We start from the raw sequence: 23,302 nt of genomic DNA on the forward strand, positions 1-23,302 counted from the left end.
CATGGCAAGAACAGTGATCATAGCCGCCGCTATCCAGACAATATATAATCAAAAGTCCCGCAAACTTTAGAGATCGTCCAATGTCAGATCCGTTGACCGATATCGTTGCCCTGCTCAATCCCAAACCTTCGCATTCAAAACTCGTTGAGGGGCGCGGAGAGTGGCGTATTGTTCGGGAGTCTGGCGGAGAGGCTTTTTACTGCGCCGTGCTGGAAGGCGAATGCCTGATTAATGTGAACGGGCAAGGACCAAAGTTACTTGTTGCCGGTGATTTTATTCTGATACCCGCCGCTTACTCTTTCGAGAACACCAATGCGGGCAGATGCAGCCCCACGGAAATCACGATGCCAACAATAATCAGCGAAGGGCACGTGAGAATTGGCGCAGCAAGCGGGCCAGCCGATCTGGTCATGCATGTCGGCCATTGTGAATTCGATACCCCGGATAAACAACTCATTGTCTCTTTACTGCCAAACGAGATCCTGATTAAAGGACAGCGACGTTTCGTCACCTTGCTTGAACTTCTCCGTGAGGAAAGCCGGGCCAGGCGCCCCGGCCGTGACGTGGTATTAATGCATCTTTTACAACTGCTGTTAGTGGAATCGTTACGCAGTAATCCTGAACTGCCGCAAGCGGCGGGCATCCTGAAGGGGCTGCAGCATGAAAAGATCGCCGTCGCGCTGCATCTCATGCATGAAAAACCGGGGGATGAGTGGCAAATCGCGCAGCTCGCCCGCCACGCCGCAATGTCCCGCTCCGCTTTTTTCGCGGCTTTCAATGAGACAGTCGGCATGCCGCCAGGGCAATATCTTCTCTTCTGGCGCATGTCGTTAGCAAAAAAAGCGCTGGTGAGCAGCAAAGAGAAAATCGAACAGATTGCTTTTCACATCGGCTATCAGTCAGCGAGCGCCTTTAACGTGGCTTTCACGCAATATGTGGGCGTTCCGCCGGGCGTTTTCAGGCGTCAGAATGGGGCCGCTCAAACGCATGAGCCTGCGTTGAATGAGGATCGGGCTTTTCCATAAGCCTGCGCCGCACGTAAGCCAGGACAGTAGTCGGGGGCTTCTCGCGAGATAACCGACAAATTTACAGACCCAGCTCCGACAGACCCGGATGATCATCCGGACGACGCCCCAGCGGCCAGTGGAATTTGCGTTCACTTTCTTTAATCGGCATATCATTGACACACGCGTAGCGGTGATGCATCAGCCCATCTTCACCAAATTCCCAGTTTTCGTTGCCGTAAGAACGGAACCAGTTACCGGAGTCATCGCGCCACTCATAAGCGTACCGGACAGCGATACGGTCACCGTCAAACGCCCACAACTCCTTGATGAGACGGTACTCCAGCTCTTTTTTCCACTTACGCTCAAGGAATGCTTTAGCTTCTTCACGATTATTGGCGAACTCGGCGCGGTTACGCCATTTGGTATCCAGTGAGTACGCCAGGGATACTTTTTCGGCATCGCGGCTGTTCCAGCCATCTTCGGCGAGCCGGACTTTCTCAATCGCCGACTCGCGAGTGAAAGGCGGAAGTGGTGGGCGAGTTTGTGTAGCGGGCATGGTGAAGCCTCCTGTAAAAATGGATATATCAGTAGAAACAGTTTTTGATACTCAGGCCTTAAGAAGAGGCCTGTTCCAGCAATAGTTTCGCAACGTCCCTTGCACTGTCGGCGGCGCTACAATCGCCCATCACATAGGACATGGTGATAGCGCCCTCGATCAGAATCAGCAGCTGTCTGGCCAGAACGGCCGGTTGCTCAATGTTTAATTGCTCAGTGAGTTCCAGCGTGTAATCGAGCAATTTTTGTTTATGCAGTTTTGCTATCTGGCGAACGGGGTCTGCCGGGTCCCCCACTTCTCCGGCGGTGTTGATAAATGCGCAGCCCCGAAAGTCTTCTGACTCAAACCAGCCCCTGAGCACCGTGAACATATTCAAAATGCGTTGCTGGGGAGTCGCGCCTTTATCAGATTCCGTTCTGAACCACTGCATCCAGCGTTCATCACGTTCATTCAACGCGGCGGCTGCCACGTCATCTTTGGTCGCGAAATAGCGATAAATACTTTTCCTTGCCACGCCTGAGGTTTTGACCAGAAGGTCCATGCCGGTGGCATGAATTCCATTCCGATAGATCAATTGCTCAGCAGTGGTCAGGATTTTTTCTCGGGTATCGGTCGTTTTCTTGTTCATGCGATGATGGTAGAACGATCGTTCTCCCTGGTCAACAATTATCTTAAAGAGAATGGTCAAAATGAAAAATGCAGTCCGTATGTATTAACGGACTGCATTTTTATGAATGGAACGTATCGCGTTGCGATAAAACGCAGAAAACGGTTCATCATGTTATCGATACCGCGCAGGATAAAAGGCGCAGGGGCTATAAGTTCCAGCCCCTGCTTATTCCTCTTCGCCGTTACCGGTGTTCACTCAGGGCGGAAATATCCTGTGGGGTAGTCCGGCAGCATCCGCCAATCAGTCTTGCGCCAGCCTCTAACCACTGGGGCAAATGTGCCGCTAAGGATCCGCAGGTATCGCCGTGCGCATGCCACGCCTTGGTGACTGCGTCGTAAGTTTCCCCGGAGTTAGGGTAGACCACCAGCGGCAGCGCACTGAGGCTTTGCAGATGTTTGAGCGCGGCGGTTGTTTTGCTCAGCGCAATACAATTAATCCCCAGCGCGACGATTTGCGGATAAGCAGACAGCGCGTTCACCACTTCAGCCAGCGGCGTACCATCGCTTAAGTGCTTGTCGTCACGTAAGGTAAATGAGAACCACGCCTGCGCATCGGGATATTCAGACAGCAGGTCAGCCAGTGCTTTTATTTCAGCGAAGGAAGGTAACGTTTCGCAGGCCAGCAGATCGGCACCGGCATTGAGCAACGCTTCAATCCGCGGGCGATGAAATACCTGAAACGCCTCGTGGCTACGCACATAGTCGCCGCGATACTCAGAGCCATCGGCCAGATAAGCGCCGTATGGCCCAACAGAACCCGCCACCAGCAGCGGACCGGCGTTGGGGTTTTCTGCGCGATAAATTTCACTCGCTTCTTTTGCCAGCTTCACACTCTGTTCAATCAGCGCTTTCGACTGCGCCTCCGTCAGACCGCGTGCCGCAAAGCCTGCGGGCGTAGCCTGGTAACTGGCGGTAATGGCTATCTGTGCGCCCGCGCGGAAGTAATCCAGATGCACATCCCGAATGATTTGTGGATTTTCCATTAATACTTTGGCGGACCAGAGATTATCGGCAAGGTTGCATCCGCGCGCTTCAAGCTCGGTAGCCAGTGCACCATCAAGCACGACAAAGGGATGACGTTCAAGCAGCGCGGCAAGGGAGTTAATCTGCGGCATAGTCCGCCTCCTTCAATTTGGTTTTGTGGGTAAGAAAATAGGCACCGTAGCAAAGGGCGACAAACGGCAGACCGCAATAGAGCGCAATGCGCTGCTCCGGATCGAACGCCAGCCCAATGCAGGCCATCAGACACAGCACGAATCCAAGTACGGGAACCAGCGGATACCAGGGTGCGCGGTATTGTAACGCCGCAGACGGCTTGCCCGACTGTAAGTGGCGGCGGCGAAAGACAAAGTGGGCCGCACAGATGCTGAGCCAGACAGCCACGACGGCAAAACCAGAAATGGCGCTAAGCGCAACGAACACCGTATCAGGGGCAATCACGCTGGATAACAGCGCCAGCAGGCCGCCGATCATCGAGACAGAAAGGGCTATCAACGGCACGCCATGCTTATTGACGCGGGCAAAACAGCCCGGCAACGTTTTTTCGTTTGCCAGTGACCAGAGCATGCGACCCGAAGCATAAAGCCCGGAATTCGCCGCTGAAAGGATAGCGGTCAGAATGACGAAGTTAAAAATATCCGCCGCATACGGAATGCCTATTTTTTCAAAAACCAGTACAAACGGGCTCTTCTCAACCCCCGCCACATTTGCCGGAATCAGCGCGGCAAGGACAAAAACGGTGCCGATAAAAAACAGGATTAACCGGGCAATAGTGGCGCGGATCGCGACCGGGATAGCGTGGTGCGGATTTTCCGTTTCGCCCGCCGCAATACCGATAAGCTCCGTCCCGGAAAAAGCAAAATTGACCGCCACCATGGTCATCAGAATCGGCAAACCGCCGTGCGGGAACCAGCCTTCGCTGGTGAGGTTAGAAAGCCCCGGCGACGGTGAACCATCCTTCATCGGGATAAACCCGAAAATCACCCCGCAGCCGAGAATGATAAAGACGACGATGGTCGCGACTTTAACGAGCGAGAACCAGAACTCCCCTTCAGCAAAGAAGCGCGTTGAAATCGCGTTAAGACAAAAAATCACCACACAAAACAGGGCGCTCCATATCCAGACCGGAACATGCGGGAACCAGTACTGCATACAAAACCCGGCGGCGGTAAAGCTCGACCCCAGAGCGACTGTCCAGGTAAGCCAGTACAACCATGCCACGGTATACCCTGTCGCCGGGCCAATATAGCGCGCCGCGTAAACATGAAAAGCGCCCGTGACCGGCATCGCCACGGAAAGCTCACCAAGACACTGCATAACCAGCCAGACGACCAGCGCCCCAATCAAATATGCCAGCAGAGTACCTGCCGCGCCGGTGGTAGAGATGATGTATCCGGTATTAAAAAATAACCCTGTGCCAATGACGCCGCCTAATGAAAGCATGATCAAATGGCGCGTTTTCATGGTGCGCTTAAGCTCTCCATTCTCTTGTTGTGCGTGCATATCACCTTCTAAACGTATAGATGTCTAAATGTCCATGTCCGGGTTATTTATATCTTTATTGTTAACAAAAGGCCAGCATTAGGCTGACATCTGGCTGGGTTGGGCTGGGAATGAGCAAGAAATACGCAAAGAGCCGGCAATATCTGTGGCTACGGTCAATGGCGAATCAAGACCCATGATTACATATCAAACATTTCATGCGGCGATAAAAAAGCTGAGTCCGGTTTAATACAGGACTCAGCTCGTCTGCCTGGTACGTATAATTTCTTGCTCAATAAACAATTAAAGAATTTTATGCTTGTGATGGTTTATCCAGCCATCGCTTCTTCAGCAGAAAGGCAGCGGCTTTTGGTTTCCGGTCCCGAGTAAAAACGCCTTTTTTATTCCCGCCAACGCGTATGATTCCCTGCGAGGTCGCAAAATCGGCAAAGTTCCAGACATGCTCGCCCACAACAAACGATAACCGATCAAATACTTTATGGTACATGTCAAGAAACGCGCACTGGTATTCTTCAGACCACATTTCGTTATAAACCGAATGCAGTCCGGCCAACGTATCAGTACCGTATTCCGTAATAATGATGGGCTTTTGATGCCGCTCATGCCAGGCAACCAGCTCATTTTCTAATGTTTTCTCGGCAGCAACCAGATCCGCAGGGTTTTCATACCAGCCGTAATAGCGATTCAGGCACAGGACATCAAAAAGATCGCTTATCTTGTCTTCATTCAGCGATGACTTGGTAATGTTGACACAACAAACAGGACGGTGAGGATCCAGCTCCCTCGTCGCCTTAACGAGAGGTAAGAAATAATCCCGGCTGGCTGGCTCACGAGCGTCCGGCTCGTTGGCAATGCTCCACATGACCACCGAGGGATGATTTTTATCCCGCGCAATCAATTCGCATATTGCATCAAGATGCGCCTGCTGAGTCACATCGTTTATGGCTTCCGGGCAAAAAAGTTTCTCTGGTCGGGTAAAATTGCGGATCATCGGCAACGAAACGTTAAACCCTACAGCCGGAGTTTCATTAATGACGACAATACCGTGCTCATCTGCCCAATCCAGCATCTCTTCGGCATAAGGATAATGAGCAGTCCGATAGGAGTTTGCTCCAATCCAGGACATCAATGCATGATCGTGCACCAGCAGAACATTATCAAAGCCTTTACCCCGTAAATCGGCATCCTCATGCCGGCCAAATCCTTTAAAATAAAACGGTTGGTTGTTTATCAGGAAGCAATCCCCGTCGACTTTGACCGTACGAATACCCACAGGCAGCGTATAACAGTCTGTACCAGCAGTGATGAGCAATTGATAGAGGAAAGCGTTACCAGGTTGCCAGAGTGTTGGTTGCGTGACCTCAAGTACCCCCTCCCGGCCCGAACTTTGTGCAACAATATTCCCTCCGCGCCCGATGAGCTGACATTTCACCTCACCGGGAGCATTGATGCGATATTGCACATAGCCTGTACTGAGATCCTCCAAAAAATGAGTGTCAATATCAATATCACGAATAAATTGGTGCGGGGTCGTATAAAGCCACACATGACGATGAATGCCTGAATAATTAAAAAAATCATGAAAATAATGCTGTTTGCGTACGCCATTCTCTTCCGCGATAACGCCAGGCGGAATGGTATGCCAGGACAATTCGTTATTAACACATACTGTGACACGTACCACGCGTTTCTCACCGACCAACGCGCTGATATCTACCTCAAACGGTGTATATCCCCCCTGATGAAACATGATTTGTTCATCATCCAGCCATACCGTTCCGCGGTGCGTCACGGCATCAAAACGAAGCACAATTCGCTGACCATCCCAGCGTTTGGGAATACGAACGTCAGTTTGATACCATACATCGCCAACATGTGTACGTACGGTCTCATCGGCGAATTGATCATTAAAACTGGCAGGGACAGCTATTTTACGCGCGCCATCAAGGCGGTCTTTCCACCACGCTTGCGAAAATCCGCAGCGGTCCGTATCTATTTTAAAATCCCACAGACCATCAAGTAATTTACATTCCCGGGATTCGGTTTCAATTGGTTTTAACATCACAAAATCCTTCTATCTGCATCTATATATGGGAAAAAAAACAACATTTATTTCAACATGAAGTCATATTGTATTCCCGCTTTAACATCCCAGTAGTGCAACTCATTACCAAGCGTGCTGCCATTTCTTTTTTCTTTTGCAATATCCGATGCTACATACATTTTCATTCCTGCAAGCGCCCCGTCAGTTACGTTGTAGAAAACACCGGTGAGGATACCTTGACCATTAATTTCAATCGTTCTCTGGGGATCTTCATATCCGTGGGTAATTAGTGGCGCGACCATGACGCTAAGATTTGGCTGGAAGAAATATTGCACTCCCGCCTGCAAAGAAAACATATCCTCTTTATTTCGATCAATACTCAGAGAGTTGGGGTAGCCAATATCCGTATCCACGTTCGATCCAATATTATTCATCGCATGCGTCACCATGCCGGCTGCGCCAAAAAAACTTATTTTCGGCATACTGTAGGTTACCTGCCCTGAATAGACCTGAGTATTATTATGAAAACTACGGGAGCGTGAAATGCCGTCCAGCAGGGCGTGAAACGCCAGAAGCTCAACTTTGATCGTGTCTTTATTCTCAAGTAAGATTTTTTTCTCAACAATAGCTTCATATTGAGACGAGACATCATCCTGCCAGGAGCCCCCCAGAGAATAGCGACTGCTATTGTCATGCCAGCTACCAGCCAGAAAAGAACGTGCGCGTTTCGTATCATAATGACCCGTTGTCGGGTTATAGATCCCTTCATTACGCACGCCTACGGCGGCATCCGGCCAAAGAAATACGCGGGTACGGTACATAGCCCATAAATCGATATTATTGCTGGGCTCGTAACGGCTGAGCACGCCCTCAGAAAGGGTTGGCATCGTTCGCGTTGAGCCGGATGCAATAAGCGGGACCCGGTATGGCAGACTACCGTAACCATTATCTGTCCCAAATCGGCCAATTTTAAAATGAAGGTTATCAGTGGGTTTGAGTTTAACCGCGCCGGAAACAAGTCCAAAACTATCGTGATCGGCAAGATAACCGCGCGTACTCCAGCGATCTTTTGCGCCTAGCTTATAAACATAATACGCCCCGGCTTCCGCGCCAATAAAATCGGAATAATAATGTGTATTTACGTCAAGCATGGCCCCCTGAACCCAGCCATAAATATCTCTTGCCGATGCCCCCGCGCTGGGTCTGTCTGCACGACGAAAATCATTTTTAAGACGAACTCTTAATACATCCTCATTATCGTTAATTTCTGCGGCCTGTGCTGTTAATGCGCTAAACGCCAGAAGTAAAAGCGCAACTACTGTTCTTTTATTTTCCATCATAGTTATTCTCTATAATAGTACATGGGAAGGTTGTTCTTTAAAAAAAGAAATATATAGATGCTATAATTTTTATAGGTAAAATTCAGTGCGCGGCGACTTTAGCGATATCTGATTCAGATAGTAACTTTTTATTATCGAAAGCCGCCTTATATTTACTTATTATTCCCCTCGCCATTCATTTCCAGCGCATAGGATTCTTTATCTGCCTTTTTAAAGAATGGATACCAGACGATGATTTGTATTCCCACAAGGAAAACCTGCAACACAGCGATTTTCCAACTTCCCTCCATAATACCGCTTAGAATAATCGGCATTCCGGTTATCGGTGTAATCCCTGCAACTCTGGGGACAAGTCCTATGTAGGTTGCGAGATAAGCGATGCTCAGGCTAATCGCATTCATAAAGATAAAAGGGATGGCAAAGCGGAAATTAAAAACCATTGGCGTACCGAAAACTAATGGTTCACTAATACCAAACAGCGCCGGTATGGTAGTCAGTTTCCCCAGTGTCTTATATTGTTGACTTTTTGCAAAAAACAGCATCAGTAAGGTAAGACCTATCGCGCTGGCAGACATTGTATAAGTGCTGACAAATGAGCGTCCGGTGATATTGGGCAGTGCCTCACCGGCAGAATAGGCCGCAAGTTGCACTGCATCCATTGCGGTAAAAATCGGCAATACAACAGAGTAAATAACCATCGTGCCATGGATGCCCATAAACCACAGTAATTGAGCTAATGTCCAAAGTATTATGATGGAAGCAATGTTGCCCCCGACACCCTGCAGAGGTAATTGTAAAAATGCATAGATAAATTGATGCATACTTTTAAACGGAGTAACCGCAAAAAGCACAGAGATAGCAGAAAATAGCAGAATAGAGACAAATCCAGGGATAAGACTACTGAAACTACTGGAAACAACAGGCGGCACACTTGCTGGCATTTTTATCGTGAAGCCCTGCCGTTTAAAAAAAATATAAACCCATGTAGACAGTAAACTAACAATAATTGCAGTGAAAATACCCGTACCGCCTAACCACTGCATGGGAATGACCGGAGCGCCATTTTCCGAAAACGTCACTGGCGTAACAATAAAGAAATTCAGCAATGCCAATAACCCACAGAACAGGCCATCTTCATCATGTTGTTTTGCGTAGTTACCAGCAATAGCGACACCGAATATAACGGCCAGGAAATTAGTAGTAAACATGATAATGACTTTTAACGCTGCAGCAATACCTGCACTGGCGATAAATTCTTTATATGCTGGAATCGGGAGGTTCAGAAATAATGCAGCAAATGCTCCTAAGATAGTAATAGGCATAGCCCCCATCATTCCACCTGTAATACCATTCACCAGTTTGCTGGTCTGAATTTTATTAACTATAGGATGAATTTTATTGGCTATCGTTTTTCTGTCAAATTTGGACATAGGGATCCCCTGCCAATGTATATTGGCTATACAAGTCAACGCTTTTCTTATGAATTTTTAGCTCAATAAGGCCAGTGCATCAACCAGCACTTTTTCGCCGTTCATCATGCCGTAATCAACCATGTCGATGACAGCAACTTTTATTCCATGAGGTTCATATTTTTCTTTTAGGTCATCCTCAAGATACGAAATTTGCGGACCTAATAGTAAAACCTCTGTTTGCCCTTTATACGTTTTGAATTTTTCTTCAGGCATTGCGATAACAGTGACATCGATACCTTTGCTTTTAGCACTTTGCTGCATTTTAGCCATCAACATAGAGGTAGACATACCAGCAGCACAAACAAGAGTAATATGTATCATATGCATTCCTTATTATTATTTGTTTTTAATAAGTTTGTACACTTCAATCATTTCCAGGGCAATATCTCTGGTGGTCATGGCATTCATTAGATGATCCTGCCCATGAACCATAATAAGTGATACTGCGGCTTTTTTTTCTCCTCGCGCTTCTGCCTGAATCAATTCCGTCTGAAAGTAATGTGCCTTCTGCAAAGAGGCATTTGCTTCCGAGATCCGCACCTCTGCTGTTGCGAAATCACCCATCCTGGCGGCTTTCATTGCCTGCATTGCTTTACTTTTTGCGCTTCCGCCATTCACCACCAACTCGGTGATAATATCTTCCAGGCTAATTTCCGTCACTTGTACCACTCCTCACTATGATTATTTCAGATGATACTAACCATCAGTGTTCAGGTTCTCCAGCGGGAAAATTACCATCTTTAATCTGGTAAAAATTGCCATATCTCACGATATGACACCCCCTTTCAGTAACGTCATGAGCACTTCAAATCGTTGTTCCTTAAGCAGTTGCTGTAAGGCCTCACTATCAAACAGCAATTTCGTTGTCAGCTGGTAAAAGCGCCCGATCTCCGTATCTTCTTCAGAAGAAATAGAAATGAGGAAAATAACCTGTACCTCATTATGCCCCCACCATATAGGTTGCTGTAATATGCCTACCGTGACAAAACTTTCTCTGGTCATAACCTGAAATGGATGAGGAATAGCGATCAGGTTCCCAAAATCCGTTTGCCCCAGCACTTCTCTTTTCATTACCGCATCTAAAAAACCGTCAGGCAATGGAAAGTATTTTTCCGTATGCTGGCAGAGTAATCTGAGCGCTTCCTCTTTATTCTCTGCCACAATATCTGTTAGAAATAACTCTGGTAGATAATATCTATGCAAAAAAGCGTTGCTGCTGGCTTCAAAGATTTCACTGCAGGTGATAATATCTTTATTTTCCAGGAATAAATTTACTTCGAACACTGGTACCGGCACGTCAATATTGATCGGGATGGTTGTAAATATATATTCAATATTATGCCCAGCAAAATCAAAGGAATTCAGCTCCCAGGCAGTGCACTCATAAATATTTTCAATGTATTTACCAAATGCTTGTTTATATTTGTACATAAAAAGTTGTGTGGTACCTTTGCCTGACACACACACAACGATGATATTCTTTTTGTCAATTTCCTTATCTTTTTTTTCCAGCGCAAGCTCAAAAAGAATAGCGAAATAAGCAATTTCATCTTCCGGAATATTGGTAACATAATGCTCTGACAGAGCAATGCATGCCGTTGCTGCCATTGTATAGGCAAAAGCGTATTCTTTCTTTATTTCATGCAGTAATGGATTACTGAGTGGAATACCGTATTGCATCCGTATATCCAGCGGAACCATATGCTGATTTAATGACATACGTAATTCCAGGTTATCCATAAAATCGATGTTAAAGCTTTTATGTACAATCTCCAGCATCCGCCAGGTTAGTTCATCAATTTTTCGGGAAATAACAATATTTACACCGGGGTGATTATAAGAGCCAGACGATAATTTAGCTCCCATATGCAGTGCTATATAGAACTGTTCGCTTTCTGGCATGAGGGTCTGGAGTTCTTTCTGGGTACGCAGCACAATCTCTTTAGTTGCCTCCAGAACATCCGGTTTCACCAATTGCACGATTCTGTTACCGTCAATATCTACGGATTGTTCGTGTTTAGATCTATATGATGCGATGAAAATATGAGAAATAAGGTTTTCCAGTGAGACCTCTGATATACGATATTCATTTTTATGCAAAACGGATAAAACGATATTGCCAATCGCCTTTAGCTTTTCTTCTTTTTTTCCATCAGAATTCATAAAGTCATCACGTTTGATGAGATTATTTGCTATGCATACCCTTTTATTGAATTCGCTGCCGTCGATAATAATACCATAATTAGGCCGTCTTTCTAAAACCAGATTGTGTATGTGCAGAATATACTCAACTTTTTTTAGATCTGCAGTCATCGTATTGCGGGAAACATAACACTGCTCGCATAAATCATCTAGTTTGATATAGCTGTGTCGATTTAATAAAAAAGCGAGAATAAAAGTAATTCGTTCATTCGATGTCGTTGGCCGGGAAACCTTATTTTCTTTATTATCAGAAAGAGCAAACTGGTTAAAGCAATCATAATCGTCAACCGTTAATCTATACCCCATATTCGATTTCGAAGCGATCATGGCACCATGTGATATTACGATATCATTCAGTTCTTTCAAGCGGACACGAACTGTCTTTTCACTAACATTAAGCCTTGCGGCTAGTTCGCGAGCGGTATGATATTCTTCATCCATCAATTCCTTAAAAAGGACTGATAATTTGCTATACATCGTATCCCCTTGATGATAACCATCATCTTTTGCCTTATCAGACTTTATCATCGAAGAATAAGGAACTCCACCCAGGCAACCGCCATTAAGATCTGGTAATGGACTGAGTTTTCATTCTTTTTTTTTGACATCCGTCACAAAAGAAGCAATGATTTTATTTTTATTTTATAAATACATTGAATTAATTAATAAAACGCTAAGCATTTTAGAATTCGAAAAAGCAACGTTTAATAAAAATATAAGACTTGTTATTCTGATGACAAAGAAAAATTCGAATGTATGTAAGCACACTGAATTAAAAAACCATTAAACAGTTTATGTCAGAATAATGCACAGGTGATATTCAAATCTGCCAGAATATTTTCTGGTCAGATAGGATATACCTTATTATATTTAAGATTGTGGAATAATCATTAATCACCTGAAGACTTCACTCTCTGCGGATCATCCTTTGCGCCACCGGGCAAAAAAGCGAGTCAACGCATGCACAGGAAAAACGGTGATAAATAGGGACTTCTGGCTCGCGTCCCTCACCGGGCTTTTCCAGCTCAACGGCGATAGCGACACGCCCTTTCACCTGCTGGTGTAACCCGGTGAGCCAGATTTCAGATGCCTGTCAATCACAGGGAATAGAGGCTCAGGTGAAGTCAGATAATTTTTGCCCGGAAACGATCAACTCTTTCAGCAGCATCTGACGGCGCTCCTCCGGCGTATCGCGACTTACCATAAAGCAAATAGCGGCGACTGCCTGCCCGCTACGGGAACGAATCGGCGCCGCCATACAGCAGGTAAAACTCTCTGACAAACCTTCGGTCAGGCAATATCCCTGCTGCCCGGCACGATGAATATCTTCGAGGAATGCCTGCTTGTCGAGGACTTGCCCGTTCGCCAGTCGGTAATCCTCTTCGGGGATAAGATCGAGAATGGCGCTGTCCGACCAATTACTGAGCAGCAGACGACCAGTGGCCGTCCAGGTAATCGGCACCCGCACCCCGATATCAGAAGTGATTTTGAACGGGTGAGCATTACTTTCCGACAGCACAACGGTGTACTTATTCCCTTCCAGCATACAGAGCTGCACCGTCTCGCCATGACGGGCCACGATCTCAACCATTAACTGATGCGAGCGGCGGATAAGGTCGTTATGCGCCATGTAGTCCGCACCGTAATAGTGCATTTCACGGCCAAAAAACACCGCGCCGTCGGCATCCAGTTCAAGCAACCCTGCCTCACTCAGCAGGTTAACGAGTTCATATACGCTGGAACGCGGTGCACCGGTAGCGTCGATCAAATCGCGCATCGCCATAGGCTGACGAGCGATATGCAACTGGCGAAAAATGTCGATAACACGGTCAACACCGCGCGCCCGCGATGGCTTCTCGTCCGGCATAAGCAAATTCTCCTGATGCAGTCGGGCGGTCGCGCCAGACAGTAAAAAAGAAAAGCATCATACACCGAGCATCGCCGTTAACCCATCCCCGTTAATTAAAATTTCATTGCCAGAGTTTATATTTCTTTGTTCTATTTTGGGGCCTCATTTTAGCGCATTGCATGCAGGTTATTTTTTTAAACCACGACAGCGATAACATTTTCAGGCAGAAAATTTCGGCATTCCTTTTTTATTTTGCGATCGCAACGACATCACGAGAAATTAAATTCCTCGCGATATATTGCAAAAATAAAAAACCTGTGCAAATCTTGCCCTATCCGGTATTGCAGATAGCAGTCCGATATACCAGACAACTATCACCCGGTACTAACGGGTATTCTCAGAACAAAAAGGAGCAGCATTGCATGACGATTAAGCGTTATGGCATTGAAGGCGGCACCGGTACAGGTGGGCAGAAACTGCCGTTCGCGCGGGCCGTTGAGGCCGATGGCTGGCTCTATATCTCGGGCCAGACACCGATGCGTGAGGGCGAAGTTGTGGAAGGCGGTATCATCGAACAGACGCAACTGGCGTTCGACAACTGTCTGACCATCATGCGGGAAGCAGGTTACCGCGTGGAGGATGTGGTGCACGTGACGGCGGTATTAACCGACGCACGCTATTTCAGTTCATTTAATAAAGTATTCAGAGAGATATTTAGTGATAATCCGCCCGCGCGTATTTGTAGCGTGCAGGATTTAGTGGTCGACTGCAAAGTGGAAGTGGATATGAAATGTTTCCGCGCCGACCGCAAATAATTAAAACCGTTAAAACAGGCTGAGCGTTTCTATTTCTTCTTCGCCAACACCAGGACAGCCTGTTATTAATTGATGCTTTTGCTTGTTCATTAAAATATCCCGAAATAATCAGCGCTGCCGCTGCGCCGGTGATCGTCTGACTTATAACGGATGACACGGTATTACACCGTCTCGTTAAACATTAAAAGAGAGCATAAAAATGAATGCAACATCGCTGAAATTAAGTGCCAAGGCACTGGCGGGCGCGCTGGTATTGCTGGCTGTTGCGGGCTGTACGCCGACCGAAGAGAAAAAAGAGGCGGGTGCTGCGCCACAGTCTGCGCTGCAAACCGTGCTGCAGCGCGGCACGCTGCGCGTGGGTGACTGCCTGAGCTTTGCCCCGTTTGGTTTTTACGATAAAGACGGCAATCCGGATGGTTATGATGTCGATCTGGCTAAAGCGCTGGCGAAAGAGATGGGCGTCAAACTGGAAATGGTCAATACCACCAGCGCCAACCGCATCCCTAACCTGCAAACCAATAAAGTTGACGTGGTGTTCTGTAACTTCACCCGCAATCTGGAACGCGCCAAAGAGATCGGTTTCACCAACCCCTATGTCGTGGCGAGCGAAGCGATGCTGGTGCGCAAAAACAGCGGTATTCAGTCCGCGCATGATATGGCCGGAAAAACCATTGCCACCGTGAAAGGTTCCACTAACGGCGATGAAGTGCGTAACCTCGGCATCGACGTGAAAATTCAGGAGTACGATTCCTCTCAGGCAGCAATTCTGGCGGTGAAACAGGGCCAGGCGGATGCCATGATCGAAGATAACAACTTCCTCGCCTATCAGGCGAAACTCGATCCGTCGCTGACCGTGACCAACGAAGCGCTGGTGCCGCTGGAGTACAACGCCTTCGGGGTGAAACAGGGCGACCAGGTATGGACCAACTATCTGAATGAATTCCTTTTTGAAATCAATGCTTCCGGCGAGAACGCCCAGTTGTATGAGAAATGGTTCGGCAGTAAACCGCGCTACCCGCTGAATCCGCAATACTGATTGTTCGCCCACGGCGCAGCCGCCGATGCTGCGCCGCCTGAAGGAGTCACACCATGAGTTATCAATGGCTAACCCTGTGGCGCTACGCCGACACCTTTCTGGAAGCCGCGTGGCTAACACTACAGGTCACGCTGCTGGCGTTTGCCCTGGCGGTGGCGCTCGGTCTGCTGGCCGCGCTGGCGAAATCCTCGCCGCTGGCGCCGCTACGCTGGCTCAGCCACTGCTACGTCGAGTTCATCCGCAACACGCCGGTGCTGCTGCAAATCTTCATCATCTTTTTTGGCCTGCCGTCGCTGGGTATCACCATGAGCGCCTTTACCGCAGGCGTACTGGCGCTGGGGATTAACGTGGGTGCTTACCTGGCGGAAACCTTCCGCGCGGGCATTCAGTCGGTAGCGAAGGGTCAACTGGAAGCGGCGTATATCCTCGGTATTCCGCGCCGACAAATCTTCCTCAGCGTGGTGCTGCCGCAGGCCGCGCGCGCAGTGTGGCCAGCCATTATCAACAACCTGATTCAGCTACTGCTCGGCACTTCGCTGCTCTCAGCCATCGCGCTGCCGGAGCTGACCGGTACCGCAACGGTGATCAATGCGCGCACCCTGCTGTACATCCAGACCTTCAGCGTCGTCGCGCTGGTTTATCTGGTGCTGAGCAACCTGTTCTCGTGGCTTGGCAACATGGCAGGACGCCGGATGTTCCATCCGCCGCTGGTAACGCCAGTAAAAAAGCCCGGCTGGTGGTGGGCAAGAAAATGGATTAACCCAGTGAAACGGGAGAATGCGCTATGAGCGAACTTATCATCGGCTCGCTGCCAATCCTGCTGAAAGGCCTGGTCGTCACTTTACTGCTCTCCATCGCCGCTATCGTCGGCAGTACGCTGCTCGGTTTACTGGCGGCAGTGTTACGCACCAGCCGTTTGCCGGTCGCCAGACAGATCGCTGTGTTCTATACCGAACTGTTTCGCGGCACACCGGTCCTGATCACACTGATGTTTATCTATTTTGGTGTGGCGTACTTCGGCTATGAAATCAATCTGTTCGCTGCCGGTATCCTCGGCCTGAGCATTTATCAGGGCGCTTACATCGCCGAAGTATTCCGCGCCGGTATTGAAGCCGTACCTAAGGGCCAGTGGGAAGTGTCGTGGATCCTCGGCCTGTCGAAGCGCCAGACGTTTCTTAGCGTGATCCTGCCGCAAACGCGTGGCATTGTGCTGCCGCCGCTGGTAGGCCAGTACCTTTCTCTGATTAAAGATACGTCGATTGTCAGCATGATCGGTATGTCGGAATTGATGCACCAGGGCCAGGCGATTGTCGATCGCATCGGCCAGCCAGTGGTGATCTACGGCCTCGTCGCCCTGCTCTACTTCGTAGTCTGCTTTCCGCTTTCCCGTTGGGTTCAACATCATCAAACCAGGAGCCAGTTATCATGAGCAAATCCGCCATTACGCTGAGCCGGATTACCAAATCCTTTGGCTCAACCCAGGTGCTGAAAGAGATAAGCCTTGATGTTTCGCCCGGCGAAGTGCTGGTACTGATTGGCGCATCCGGCTCCGGCAAAAGTACCGTGTTACGCATCATGAGCGGGCTGGAAACCGCCGATGGCGGGGAAATCTGGGTTAATGAAGTGCCGCTGCATGACCGCAAACGTAGCAGCGAAATCTGCGGCCACGTTGGCATGGTGTTTCAGCAGTTCAATCTGTTTCCCCATAAAACCGCGCTCGGTAACGTGACGCTGGCGTTGATTAAAGCGCAGAAACTGTCCGAGGCCGAAGCCAATAAACGCGGCCTCGCAGCCCTGGCGCGTGTCGGGCTGGCCGAGCGCGCGCATCACTACCCGGCTCAGTTGTCCGGCGGTCAGCAGCAACGTGTGGCGATTGCTCGCGCGCTGGCGGTGGAGCCGAAAATTATGTTTTTTGATGAAGCGACGTCAGCGCTCGATCCCGAACTGGTCGGCGAAGTGATGGAAGTAATGCGCAGCCTGGCGCGTGAAGGGATGACCATGGTGGTGGTCACTCACGAGATGGGTTTTGCGCGTAAAACCGCTGACCGCGTGGTGTTTATGGATCAGGGCGTGATAGCCGAGCAGGGTTCGCCGGAGCAGATTTTCGTTAATCCGCAGAATCCGCGCACCCAGCAGTTCTTATCACGCGTGCTTGAGCACTAACAGGAGGCATGATGTCGATTCACTTTCCATTGCAGGCGGACGGCGCGCTGGATGCGCAGCAGCCTGCACCGCGTTTTAAATCAGTCGCCGGTTCCGGCAATCAGCCGCTGGCTAACGGCACGCCGATCTTTAGCAGCCCAGAGGTGTTTTCCCCACTGATGCTGATGAAGCAATCAGCACTGGAGAATAATCTGCGTCAACTGGCGGATTTTTGCCGCGAACAAGGCGTGATGCTGGCAGCACACGGCAAGACATCAATGTCTCCGGCGATCCTGCGCCGCGCCGTCACGGAAGGCGGTGCCTGGGGATTGAGCGCCGCGACACCTGCGCAGGTTCGCGCGTTGCGCCAGTTCGGCATTCGTAACGTCTTCCTTGCCAACGAACTGGTCGATCCCGGCGGCATTCGCTGGATCGGCGAATGGCAAAAACAGCATCCCGATCATGGCTTCCTGTGCTACGTCGATTCGCTGCAGGGGGTTCGTTTGCTGGAGCAACATCTCGGCGACAGCCGCATTGCGGTACTGCTGGAGATGTCGGTCAGCGGCGGGCGTACCGGCTGCCGCTCATCTTCTGAAGCGCTGGAGATTGCCGCCGCGATTGCTGCCAGCCCTGTCCTGCAACTGGTGGGCGTTGCGGGGTATGAAGGCGCGCTCGGTGCCGGACGCGATGCCGCAGGCGTGCAGCGGGTAAAAGATTACTGCCAGATGCTGATCGCCACGGCGGCGCTGCTGGCCGAACATCAGCTGTTTGCCAGCCAGCATATTATCCTCAGCGCTGGCGGCGGCGCGTGGTTTGACGTGGTCTCGGCCTGTTTTACGGCCGCGAACCTGCCGCTGCCGATGACGCCGCTGATTCGATCAGGTGCCTACATGGCGCACGACAGCGGGCTTTACGCGCGTATCGCGCCTTTCGCGCAGCCCGGTGCCACACATCATTTCACCGCCGCGCTGGAGATCTGGGGACGAGTGCTGTCGCGCCCCGAGCCAGGCCTGGCGTTTGTTGATTTCGGCCGCCGTGATGTGCCGTTCGATCAAGATCTGCCGAATCCGCTGTGGGTGCGGAATGTCGATGGCAGCGCCCCGCGCGCAGCTTCTGGCATGCGCATCAGCGAGGTAAATGATCAGCATGCGTATCTGTTGCTGCCGGAAGAGGATGCGTTAAAGCCCGGCGACTGGGTAGGCTGCGGTATTTCACACCCCTGCACCGCCTTCGATAAATGGCGGTATTTGCCTCTGGTGGATGATGATTATTGCGTCACCGATTCACTGGAAACCGCATTCTGAGTGAGATATGAGCTCGTAACAGCGCGATGTATCGCGCTGTTTTAGAACGGATACTCTATGAATGATGGAGTGAATTGCGCCCATCCGTTCTTTAAATGCCACAACGTCAAGGCCGAAAAGGGGTTATTCCGGCCAGTACGATTCAGCTTTGACTTTTAATAAATGGCGTAAACGGTGAGCTTCCTTTTGCGGCGGACAACCAAAGAACCGGCTAAATTCTCTGCTGAATTGTGTCGGGCTGACGTAGCCAACCCGAAAAGAGGCTTCACTGGCAGTGACATTACGCTTTACCATTAAAAAACGCGCCTGATGCAGCCTGATGGAAATCAGATACTGTTTTGGCGTCGTACCGGTGAATGCCCGGAAATGACGATGAAAAGAGGGGGCGCTCATTCCGGCCTCTTTCGCCAGCATGTCAACGTCAATAGGATCCATAAACCGGGTATGCATCGTGCGGATAGCACCCGCAATTTGCCGGAAATGCCCCTTTCCGGAGAGCGCCGCTCTGATTGCCGCCCCCTGAGTATCAATCAGTACACGATAATAAAGCTCCTTCAGAATACCCGGCCCCAGAATTCTGCTTTGCTCTTCATCAGAAAGTGCCACCAGCAGGCGATAAACCGTATCGGCCAGCTCTTCTCCCAGCGGAGTGGAAAACAGGATCCCTGCCTTCTCACTTCCTTTTCCTTCGCCCATTTCAATCAGTAATTCGGCAATAGTGGCGACATCAAGCGATACAGACATCGCCAGCAGAGGTTCTTGCTGGCTGGCCGTCGTCTGGCTGGTGAACGGCAGAGGTGCCGAGACAACCAGATAGTGCCCGGGATCGTAGGTAAATTCCTGCCCGCCCATCAAACCGGTTTTCTTTCCCTGCAGAACAATAACAATGCATGGTTCATAAAGGACAGGCGTATGGGGCATCGACTCATTGGCCCGCAACAGTTTTATCTCCTTCATCCCGGTGCGCGTGTAGCCTTCATCAGGCGCCAGCGCCAGCAAAGCAGGGATCATTTTCCGCATAAGGCTTGAGGTAACGCCGGACATTGCGCCTCCTGTATATGAAAAGATAAATTTCCCCGCCATCAGCAGGTTGCTAAACCGAATTCTGACAGAAATAGATAATCTTTGTACAGGAACCTTCATTGTTGCATTGCGCTGCCTCTCATACCCTTTTGCGGACAACGTGACACAGCATGTGAGGAACAAAAAATGGCAGATTTTTTGGGATTAGCGAACCGCGTGGCGATTGTCACGGGAGCCGCAGGGGATATTGGCAAAGCCACTGTAAAACTTCTCGTCAGCCATGGCGCGAAGGTAATCGCGCTGGATATCAACCCGGCGGTTCATGCGCTGGCACAGCGCAATCAGGTGGCGACACAACGTTGCGACGTCAGCCAGGAAGCGGAAGTCATCAGCGCGGTTGCTCTCGCTCAGGCCGAATTCGGCGGCGTGGATATTCTCATCAACAATGCGGGCAAGACCCTGAATAAACTGGCGACTGAAACCTCCGTTGAAGAATGGGACAGCATTATGACCATCAATGCCAGAGGCTATTTTCTCCTTAGCCGGGAAAGCCTGAAAGTGATGCAGCCCCGCAGGCAAGGCGCGATTGTCAATGTGGCGTCCGTGGTCAGCATGGTGGGCATGAAAACCACGGCTGCTTACTCGGCCTCTAAAGGCGCAATTGCCCAACTGACGAAAGTGCTGGCGCTGGAGGCTGCTGAGTATGGCATCCGGGTTAATGCCGTCGCTCCCGGCGTCGTCGAAACGAATATTCTTTCCGGCATCGTGGAAGACAGCCGCGCCACGCTGGCCAGCTACGGCCACGTTCATCCACTTGGGCGGGTGGCTCAGCCGAAAGAGATTGCTGAAGCGATTATCTGGCTGGCATCGCCGAAAGCCAGCTTCGTGACGGGAACAGTATTAATGGCTGACGGCGGTTATACCGCACAATAACCGGGAGACAATGATGAAAAAGCAGAGCATTTTGATTGTCGGGTCTGAGAAAGGGCTGGGGCTGGGGCTGACAGAAGCCTATCTGGAGCGCGGCTGGGAAGTTTTTGCCACCCACTTACCGGCGGCGGACACCTCTTCACTGCTAGCCCTGGGAGAGACTTACCCAGGCCATCTCACCACCAGCGAGATTGATGTCACCGATACGTCCCATATCGGGCCGCTTATCGGCAAGATGCGTGAACGGCAGTTTGACATTATTTTTATGGTTGCCGGTATGTACGGCCCTTTGCATCAGTCCGTGTTACAGGCTTCTGACGCTGAATTTCAGCAAATCATGATGACCAATGCTTTTGGCCCTGCCCGCCTGGCCCGGCACCTGCTGCCGATGCTTAAGCCTGATGGAAGCCTGGTTTTTATGTCTTCGCACCGGGGCAGTATTGCCAGCAATACCGAACCTGGAATAGGCCTTGAGCTTTACCGGGCCAGTAAAGCGGCGCTGAACATGCTCGCTCGCTGCATTTATATGGATATCAGCCAGGGAGCGCAGACGGTTCTGTCCATTCATCCTGGCTGGGTGACGACAGCGATGGGCACGCTGGACGGTACAGTGGATGCCGAGATCGATGTGAGCACCAGCGTCAACGGCATGGTCAGTGTGATTGAGCAACACCGGAACGCCAGAAGCCATCTCTTCCTCGATTACGAGAACAACAGCTGGCCCTGGTGATAACGGACAACGCCGCCTCTTTTTATCGTTTTGGAACCCTGCGTTCGCATATGAAAATGGCTCACTCCCCCAGGCCAACCGGTATGTTACCCCGACGGGCAAAACATCCCTGAATAACGCCTTGAAAATGGATGAGAAAAAGGCGCTAAAGCTTCTGGAGAAAATATTTAACAGCGGGTCTTGAGGAGAGGGATTTCTTCGCCTGCTTACAGAATAAATAAAGGCATCACATCATTATGCTTATTGCACCAGTACGGGCGAGATAATTAGCGCACTTTAATGAGATATATTTCGTTCAGCCAAACCGCGCTTTATTTCCCGACATAGTTTATGCGGGTATTATATCGGGCGTGATGATAAGTGAGAGCGATTCCACCGCGCCAGCCTGAAATAATGTGAAAACCATCACACCGCTTAGCGCTAATTCATGTTAAGCGGCTATAAGTATTTCGTTCTTATGGCCGAAATGATTACCGTGAATACGTTTATCTATTTGCTAAAGTTTAACATGCCAATGATTTTTCCGGAGAATAACTCTATATCTATCATGGCATTAACCTCTCAACAACAAAAATGAAATATATAATTTCACATATATCAATATTATCGATTAATTATTTCTCTTACATCTCCCGATAAAGAAATTAAGCGCAGTCTGATACCCGCAGACCTGCGCAATACCTGCCCTATACAACAACAACAGGTTAGCATGCTATGAAATTATCCTTTGCGCATAAACTGTGGCTTCCACTTGCTGTCGCACTGCTAAGCCTTGCCGGGTCATTATTCTTTGGCTCAGTAAAAATTAAAGATGACCAGCTGGCGCTACGAAAAAAGGAATTAATGTATGTTTCCCAGTTAGCCCTTAACGTGGTGAAAACGCAGGCTACACTTGTTGATAAGGGGCTGATATCAAAAGAGGAAGCACAACAGCGTTCAATCCAGATCATTAAAGACTTACGCTATGGCGACACAGGATATTTTACTATTCTGAATAACCAGGCACAGGTCATTATGCATCCCATTAATGCCGCGTTAATTGGCAAAGGGCCGGATATTGCCGATGCGAATGGCGTCTATATTTTCAGGGATATGGTCAAGGTGACGGAGGATGGCCATGATGGTTTTACCGCCTATGATTTTCCGCGGCCGGGAGACACCGTTCCGAAGCCCAAAATTGCCTACAACATTCCATGGTCTCCCTGGGGATGGATTATTACGACGGGTCTTTATGTTGATGATATTCAGGACGTCTTTCTCAGTTCTCTTTACCAGAATATCGCGCAATTTATCGCTATCAGCATTCTGCTCTCGATACTGGTTTATCTGATTAACCGCAGCACGCTGAAAACACTGGGCGGAGAACCGCGTTATGCGGCTGAGGTCGTGTCGAGAATTGCCGCCGGGGATTTATCGCAGAGCGTGAATAAAAAAGCCAGTGATAACGCCAGCCTGTTACATGAGATGGGGGTGATGCGCGAGCAACTGACTTCCGTTATTGAAGAGATCCGCGATGGTGCTGAGAGGATCAACACCAATACCCAGGATATCGTTGCCGGTAATCAGGAAATCGCCGGGCACACCGATCAGCAGGCGGTATCTCTGGAAAAAACCTCCTCCAGCATGGAAGAGATCACCGCAGCCGTAAAACAAAATGCTGAAAACGCAGGACAGGCGCGTG

General features: G+C 49.6%; 22 protein-coding genes and 1 pseudogene. 10 read left to right on the forward strand and 13 right to left on the reverse strand.

Annotated features, from left to right (window positions below):
- Window positions 1-80: 80 nt before the first annotated feature.
- Complete coding sequence (locus CWM66_RS16895) at window positions 81-1,025, forward strand: AraC family transcriptional regulator (protein ID WP_035889916.1); 945 nt, start codon at window positions 81-83, stop codon at window positions 1,023-1,025.
- Between the two features lie 61 nt (window positions 1,026-1,086).
- Here CWM66_RS16895 and CWM66_RS16900 read toward each other — a convergent pair whose 3' ends face one another.
- The 12 genes and pseudogenes from CWM66_RS16900 to CWM66_RS16950 all read right to left on the reverse strand — a co-directional run bounded on the left by CWM66_RS16900 (window position 1,087) and on the right by CWM66_RS16950 (window position 13,659).
- Window positions 1,087-1,563, reverse strand: coding sequence for a DUF1348 family protein (locus CWM66_RS16900; protein ID WP_007372887.1), 477 nt, complete (start codon window positions 1,561-1,563; stop codon window positions 1,087-1,089).
- A 58-nt stretch (window positions 1,564-1,621) separates the two neighbouring features.
- Window positions 1,622-2,191: a TetR/AcrR family transcriptional regulator gene (locus tag CWM66_RS16905; protein ID WP_071920119.1), complete on the reverse strand. Its 570-nt coding sequence runs from the start codon at window positions 2,189-2,191 to the stop codon at window positions 1,622-1,624.
- A gap of 223 nt (window positions 2,192-2,414) precedes the next feature.
- Window positions 2,415-3,347, reverse strand: coding sequence for a homocysteine S-methyltransferase (gene mmuM, locus CWM66_RS16910; protein WP_035889912.1), 933 nt, complete (start codon window positions 3,345-3,347; stop codon window positions 2,415-2,417).
- Complete coding sequence (gene mmuP, locus CWM66_RS16915) at window positions 3,334-4,734, reverse strand: S-methylmethionine permease (protein ID WP_007372884.1); 1,401 nt, start codon at window positions 4,732-4,734, stop codon at window positions 3,334-3,336. The genes mmuM and mmuP overlap by 14 nt, the downstream gene beginning before the upstream one ends.
- 292 nt (window positions 4,735-5,026) lie before the next feature.
- Window positions 5,027-6,796, reverse strand: coding sequence for a beta-glucuronidase (gene uidA, locus CWM66_RS16920; RefSeq protein WP_007372883.1), 1,770 nt, complete (start codon window positions 6,794-6,796; stop codon window positions 5,027-5,029).
- A 47-nt stretch (window positions 6,797-6,843) separates the two neighbouring features.
- A complete protein-coding gene (uidC, locus tag CWM66_RS16925; protein WP_007372882.1) occupies window positions 6,844-8,118 on the reverse strand; it encodes a glucuronide uptake porin UidC in 1,275 nt (424 codons plus the stop codon).
- A gap of 152 nt (window positions 8,119-8,270) precedes the next feature.
- Window positions 8,271-9,548 carry a PTS sugar transporter subunit IIC gene (locus CWM66_RS16930; protein WP_007372881.1) on the reverse strand — a complete coding sequence of 426 codons (1,278 nt, stop codon included), beginning with the start codon at window positions 9,546-9,548 and terminating at the stop codon, window positions 8,271-8,273.
- 57 nt (window positions 9,549-9,605) lie between these two features.
- A complete protein-coding gene (locus CWM66_RS16935) occupies window positions 9,606-9,911 on the reverse strand; it encodes a PTS sugar transporter subunit IIB (protein WP_035889908.1) in 306 nt (101 codons plus the stop codon).
- A gap of 15 nt (window positions 9,912-9,926) precedes the next feature.
- On the reverse strand, window positions 9,927-10,250 hold the full coding sequence (locus CWM66_RS16940) for a PTS lactose/cellobiose transporter subunit IIA (protein WP_090398103.1): 324 nt from the start codon (window positions 10,248-10,250) through the stop codon (window positions 9,927-9,929).
- 105 nt (window positions 10,251-10,355) lie between these two features.
- A complete protein-coding gene (locus tag CWM66_RS16945; protein WP_233218396.1) occupies window positions 10,356-12,320 on the reverse strand; it encodes a transcription antiterminator in 1,965 nt (654 codons plus the stop codon).
- Between the two features lie 386 nt (window positions 12,321-12,706).
- Window positions 12,707-12,885, reverse strand: a pseudogene (locus tag CWM66_RS29545) (IS110 family transposase); the annotation flags it as partial.
- A 21-nt stretch (window positions 12,886-12,906) separates the two neighbouring features.
- On the reverse strand, window positions 12,907-13,659 hold the full coding sequence (locus tag CWM66_RS16950; RefSeq protein ID WP_007372875.1) for an IclR family transcriptional regulator: 753 nt from the start codon (window positions 13,657-13,659) through the stop codon (window positions 12,907-12,909).
- 404 nt (window positions 13,660-14,063) lie between these two features.
- Here CWM66_RS16950 and CWM66_RS16955 point away from each other — a divergent pair, with 404 nt between their 5' ends.
- The 6 genes from CWM66_RS16955 (at window position 14,064) to CWM66_RS16980 (ending at window position 18,938) form a co-directional block, all read left to right on the forward strand.
- Complete coding sequence (locus CWM66_RS16955; RefSeq protein ID WP_007372873.1) at window positions 14,064-14,456, forward strand: RidA family protein; 393 nt, start codon at window positions 14,064-14,066, stop codon at window positions 14,454-14,456.
- 199 nt (window positions 14,457-14,655) lie between these two features.
- Window positions 14,656-15,492 (forward strand): transporter substrate-binding domain-containing protein, encoded by an 837-nt coding sequence (locus tag CWM66_RS16960; protein WP_007372872.1) that lies wholly within the window; start codon window positions 14,656-14,658, stop codon window positions 15,490-15,492.
- Window positions 15,493-15,545: 53 nt separating this feature from the next.
- Window positions 15,546-16,280, forward strand: a complete 735-nt coding sequence (locus tag CWM66_RS16965) for an amino acid ABC transporter permease (RefSeq protein WP_072440751.1) — start codon at window positions 15,546-15,548, stop codon at window positions 16,278-16,280.
- Window positions 16,277-16,921, forward strand: coding sequence for an amino acid ABC transporter permease (locus CWM66_RS16970; protein ID WP_007372870.1), 645 nt, complete (start codon window positions 16,277-16,279; stop codon window positions 16,919-16,921). Before CWM66_RS16965 ends, CWM66_RS16970 begins: the two co-directional genes overlap by 4 nt.
- Window positions 16,918-17,655, forward strand: a complete 738-nt coding sequence (locus CWM66_RS16975; protein WP_035889906.1) for an amino acid ABC transporter ATP-binding protein — start codon at window positions 16,918-16,920, stop codon at window positions 17,653-17,655. Before CWM66_RS16970 ends, CWM66_RS16975 begins: the two co-directional genes overlap by 4 nt.
- Before the next feature lie 11 nt (window positions 17,656-17,666).
- Window positions 17,667-18,938 carry an alanine racemase gene (locus tag CWM66_RS16980; protein ID WP_035889905.1) on the forward strand — a complete coding sequence of 424 codons (1,272 nt, stop codon included), beginning with the start codon at window positions 17,667-17,669 and terminating at the stop codon, window positions 18,936-18,938.
- A gap of 123 nt (window positions 18,939-19,061) precedes the next feature.
- On the opposite strand, the gene CWM66_RS16985 is transcribed toward CWM66_RS16980, so the two are convergent.
- A complete protein-coding gene (locus CWM66_RS16985) occupies window positions 19,062-19,949 on the reverse strand; it encodes an AraC family transcriptional regulator (RefSeq protein WP_107146955.1) in 888 nt (295 codons plus the stop codon).
- 198 nt (window positions 19,950-20,147) lie between these two features.
- On the opposite strand from CWM66_RS16985, the gene CWM66_RS16990 reads away from it, so the two are divergent.
- The 3 genes from CWM66_RS16990 to CWM66_RS17000 all read left to right on the forward strand — a co-directional run.
- Window positions 20,148-20,894, forward strand: a complete 747-nt coding sequence (locus CWM66_RS16990) for an SDR family NAD(P)-dependent oxidoreductase (RefSeq protein WP_107146948.1) — start codon at window positions 20,148-20,150, stop codon at window positions 20,892-20,894.
- 13 nt (window positions 20,895-20,907) lie between these two features.
- Window positions 20,908-21,621, forward strand: coding sequence for an SDR family oxidoreductase (locus CWM66_RS16995; RefSeq protein WP_107146949.1), 714 nt, complete (start codon window positions 20,908-20,910; stop codon window positions 21,619-21,621).
- Between the two features lie 714 nt (window positions 21,622-22,335).
- Window positions 22,336-23,302, forward strand: a 967-nt coding sequence (locus CWM66_RS17000; protein WP_199200048.1) for a cache domain-containing protein, incomplete at its 3' end; no start/stop codon positions are given.

The sequence above is a fragment of the Kosakonia sp. H7A genome, assembly GCF_003028445.1.
Classification (GTDB): domain Bacteria; phylum Pseudomonadota; class Gammaproteobacteria; order Enterobacterales; family Enterobacteriaceae; genus Kosakonia; species Kosakonia radicincitans.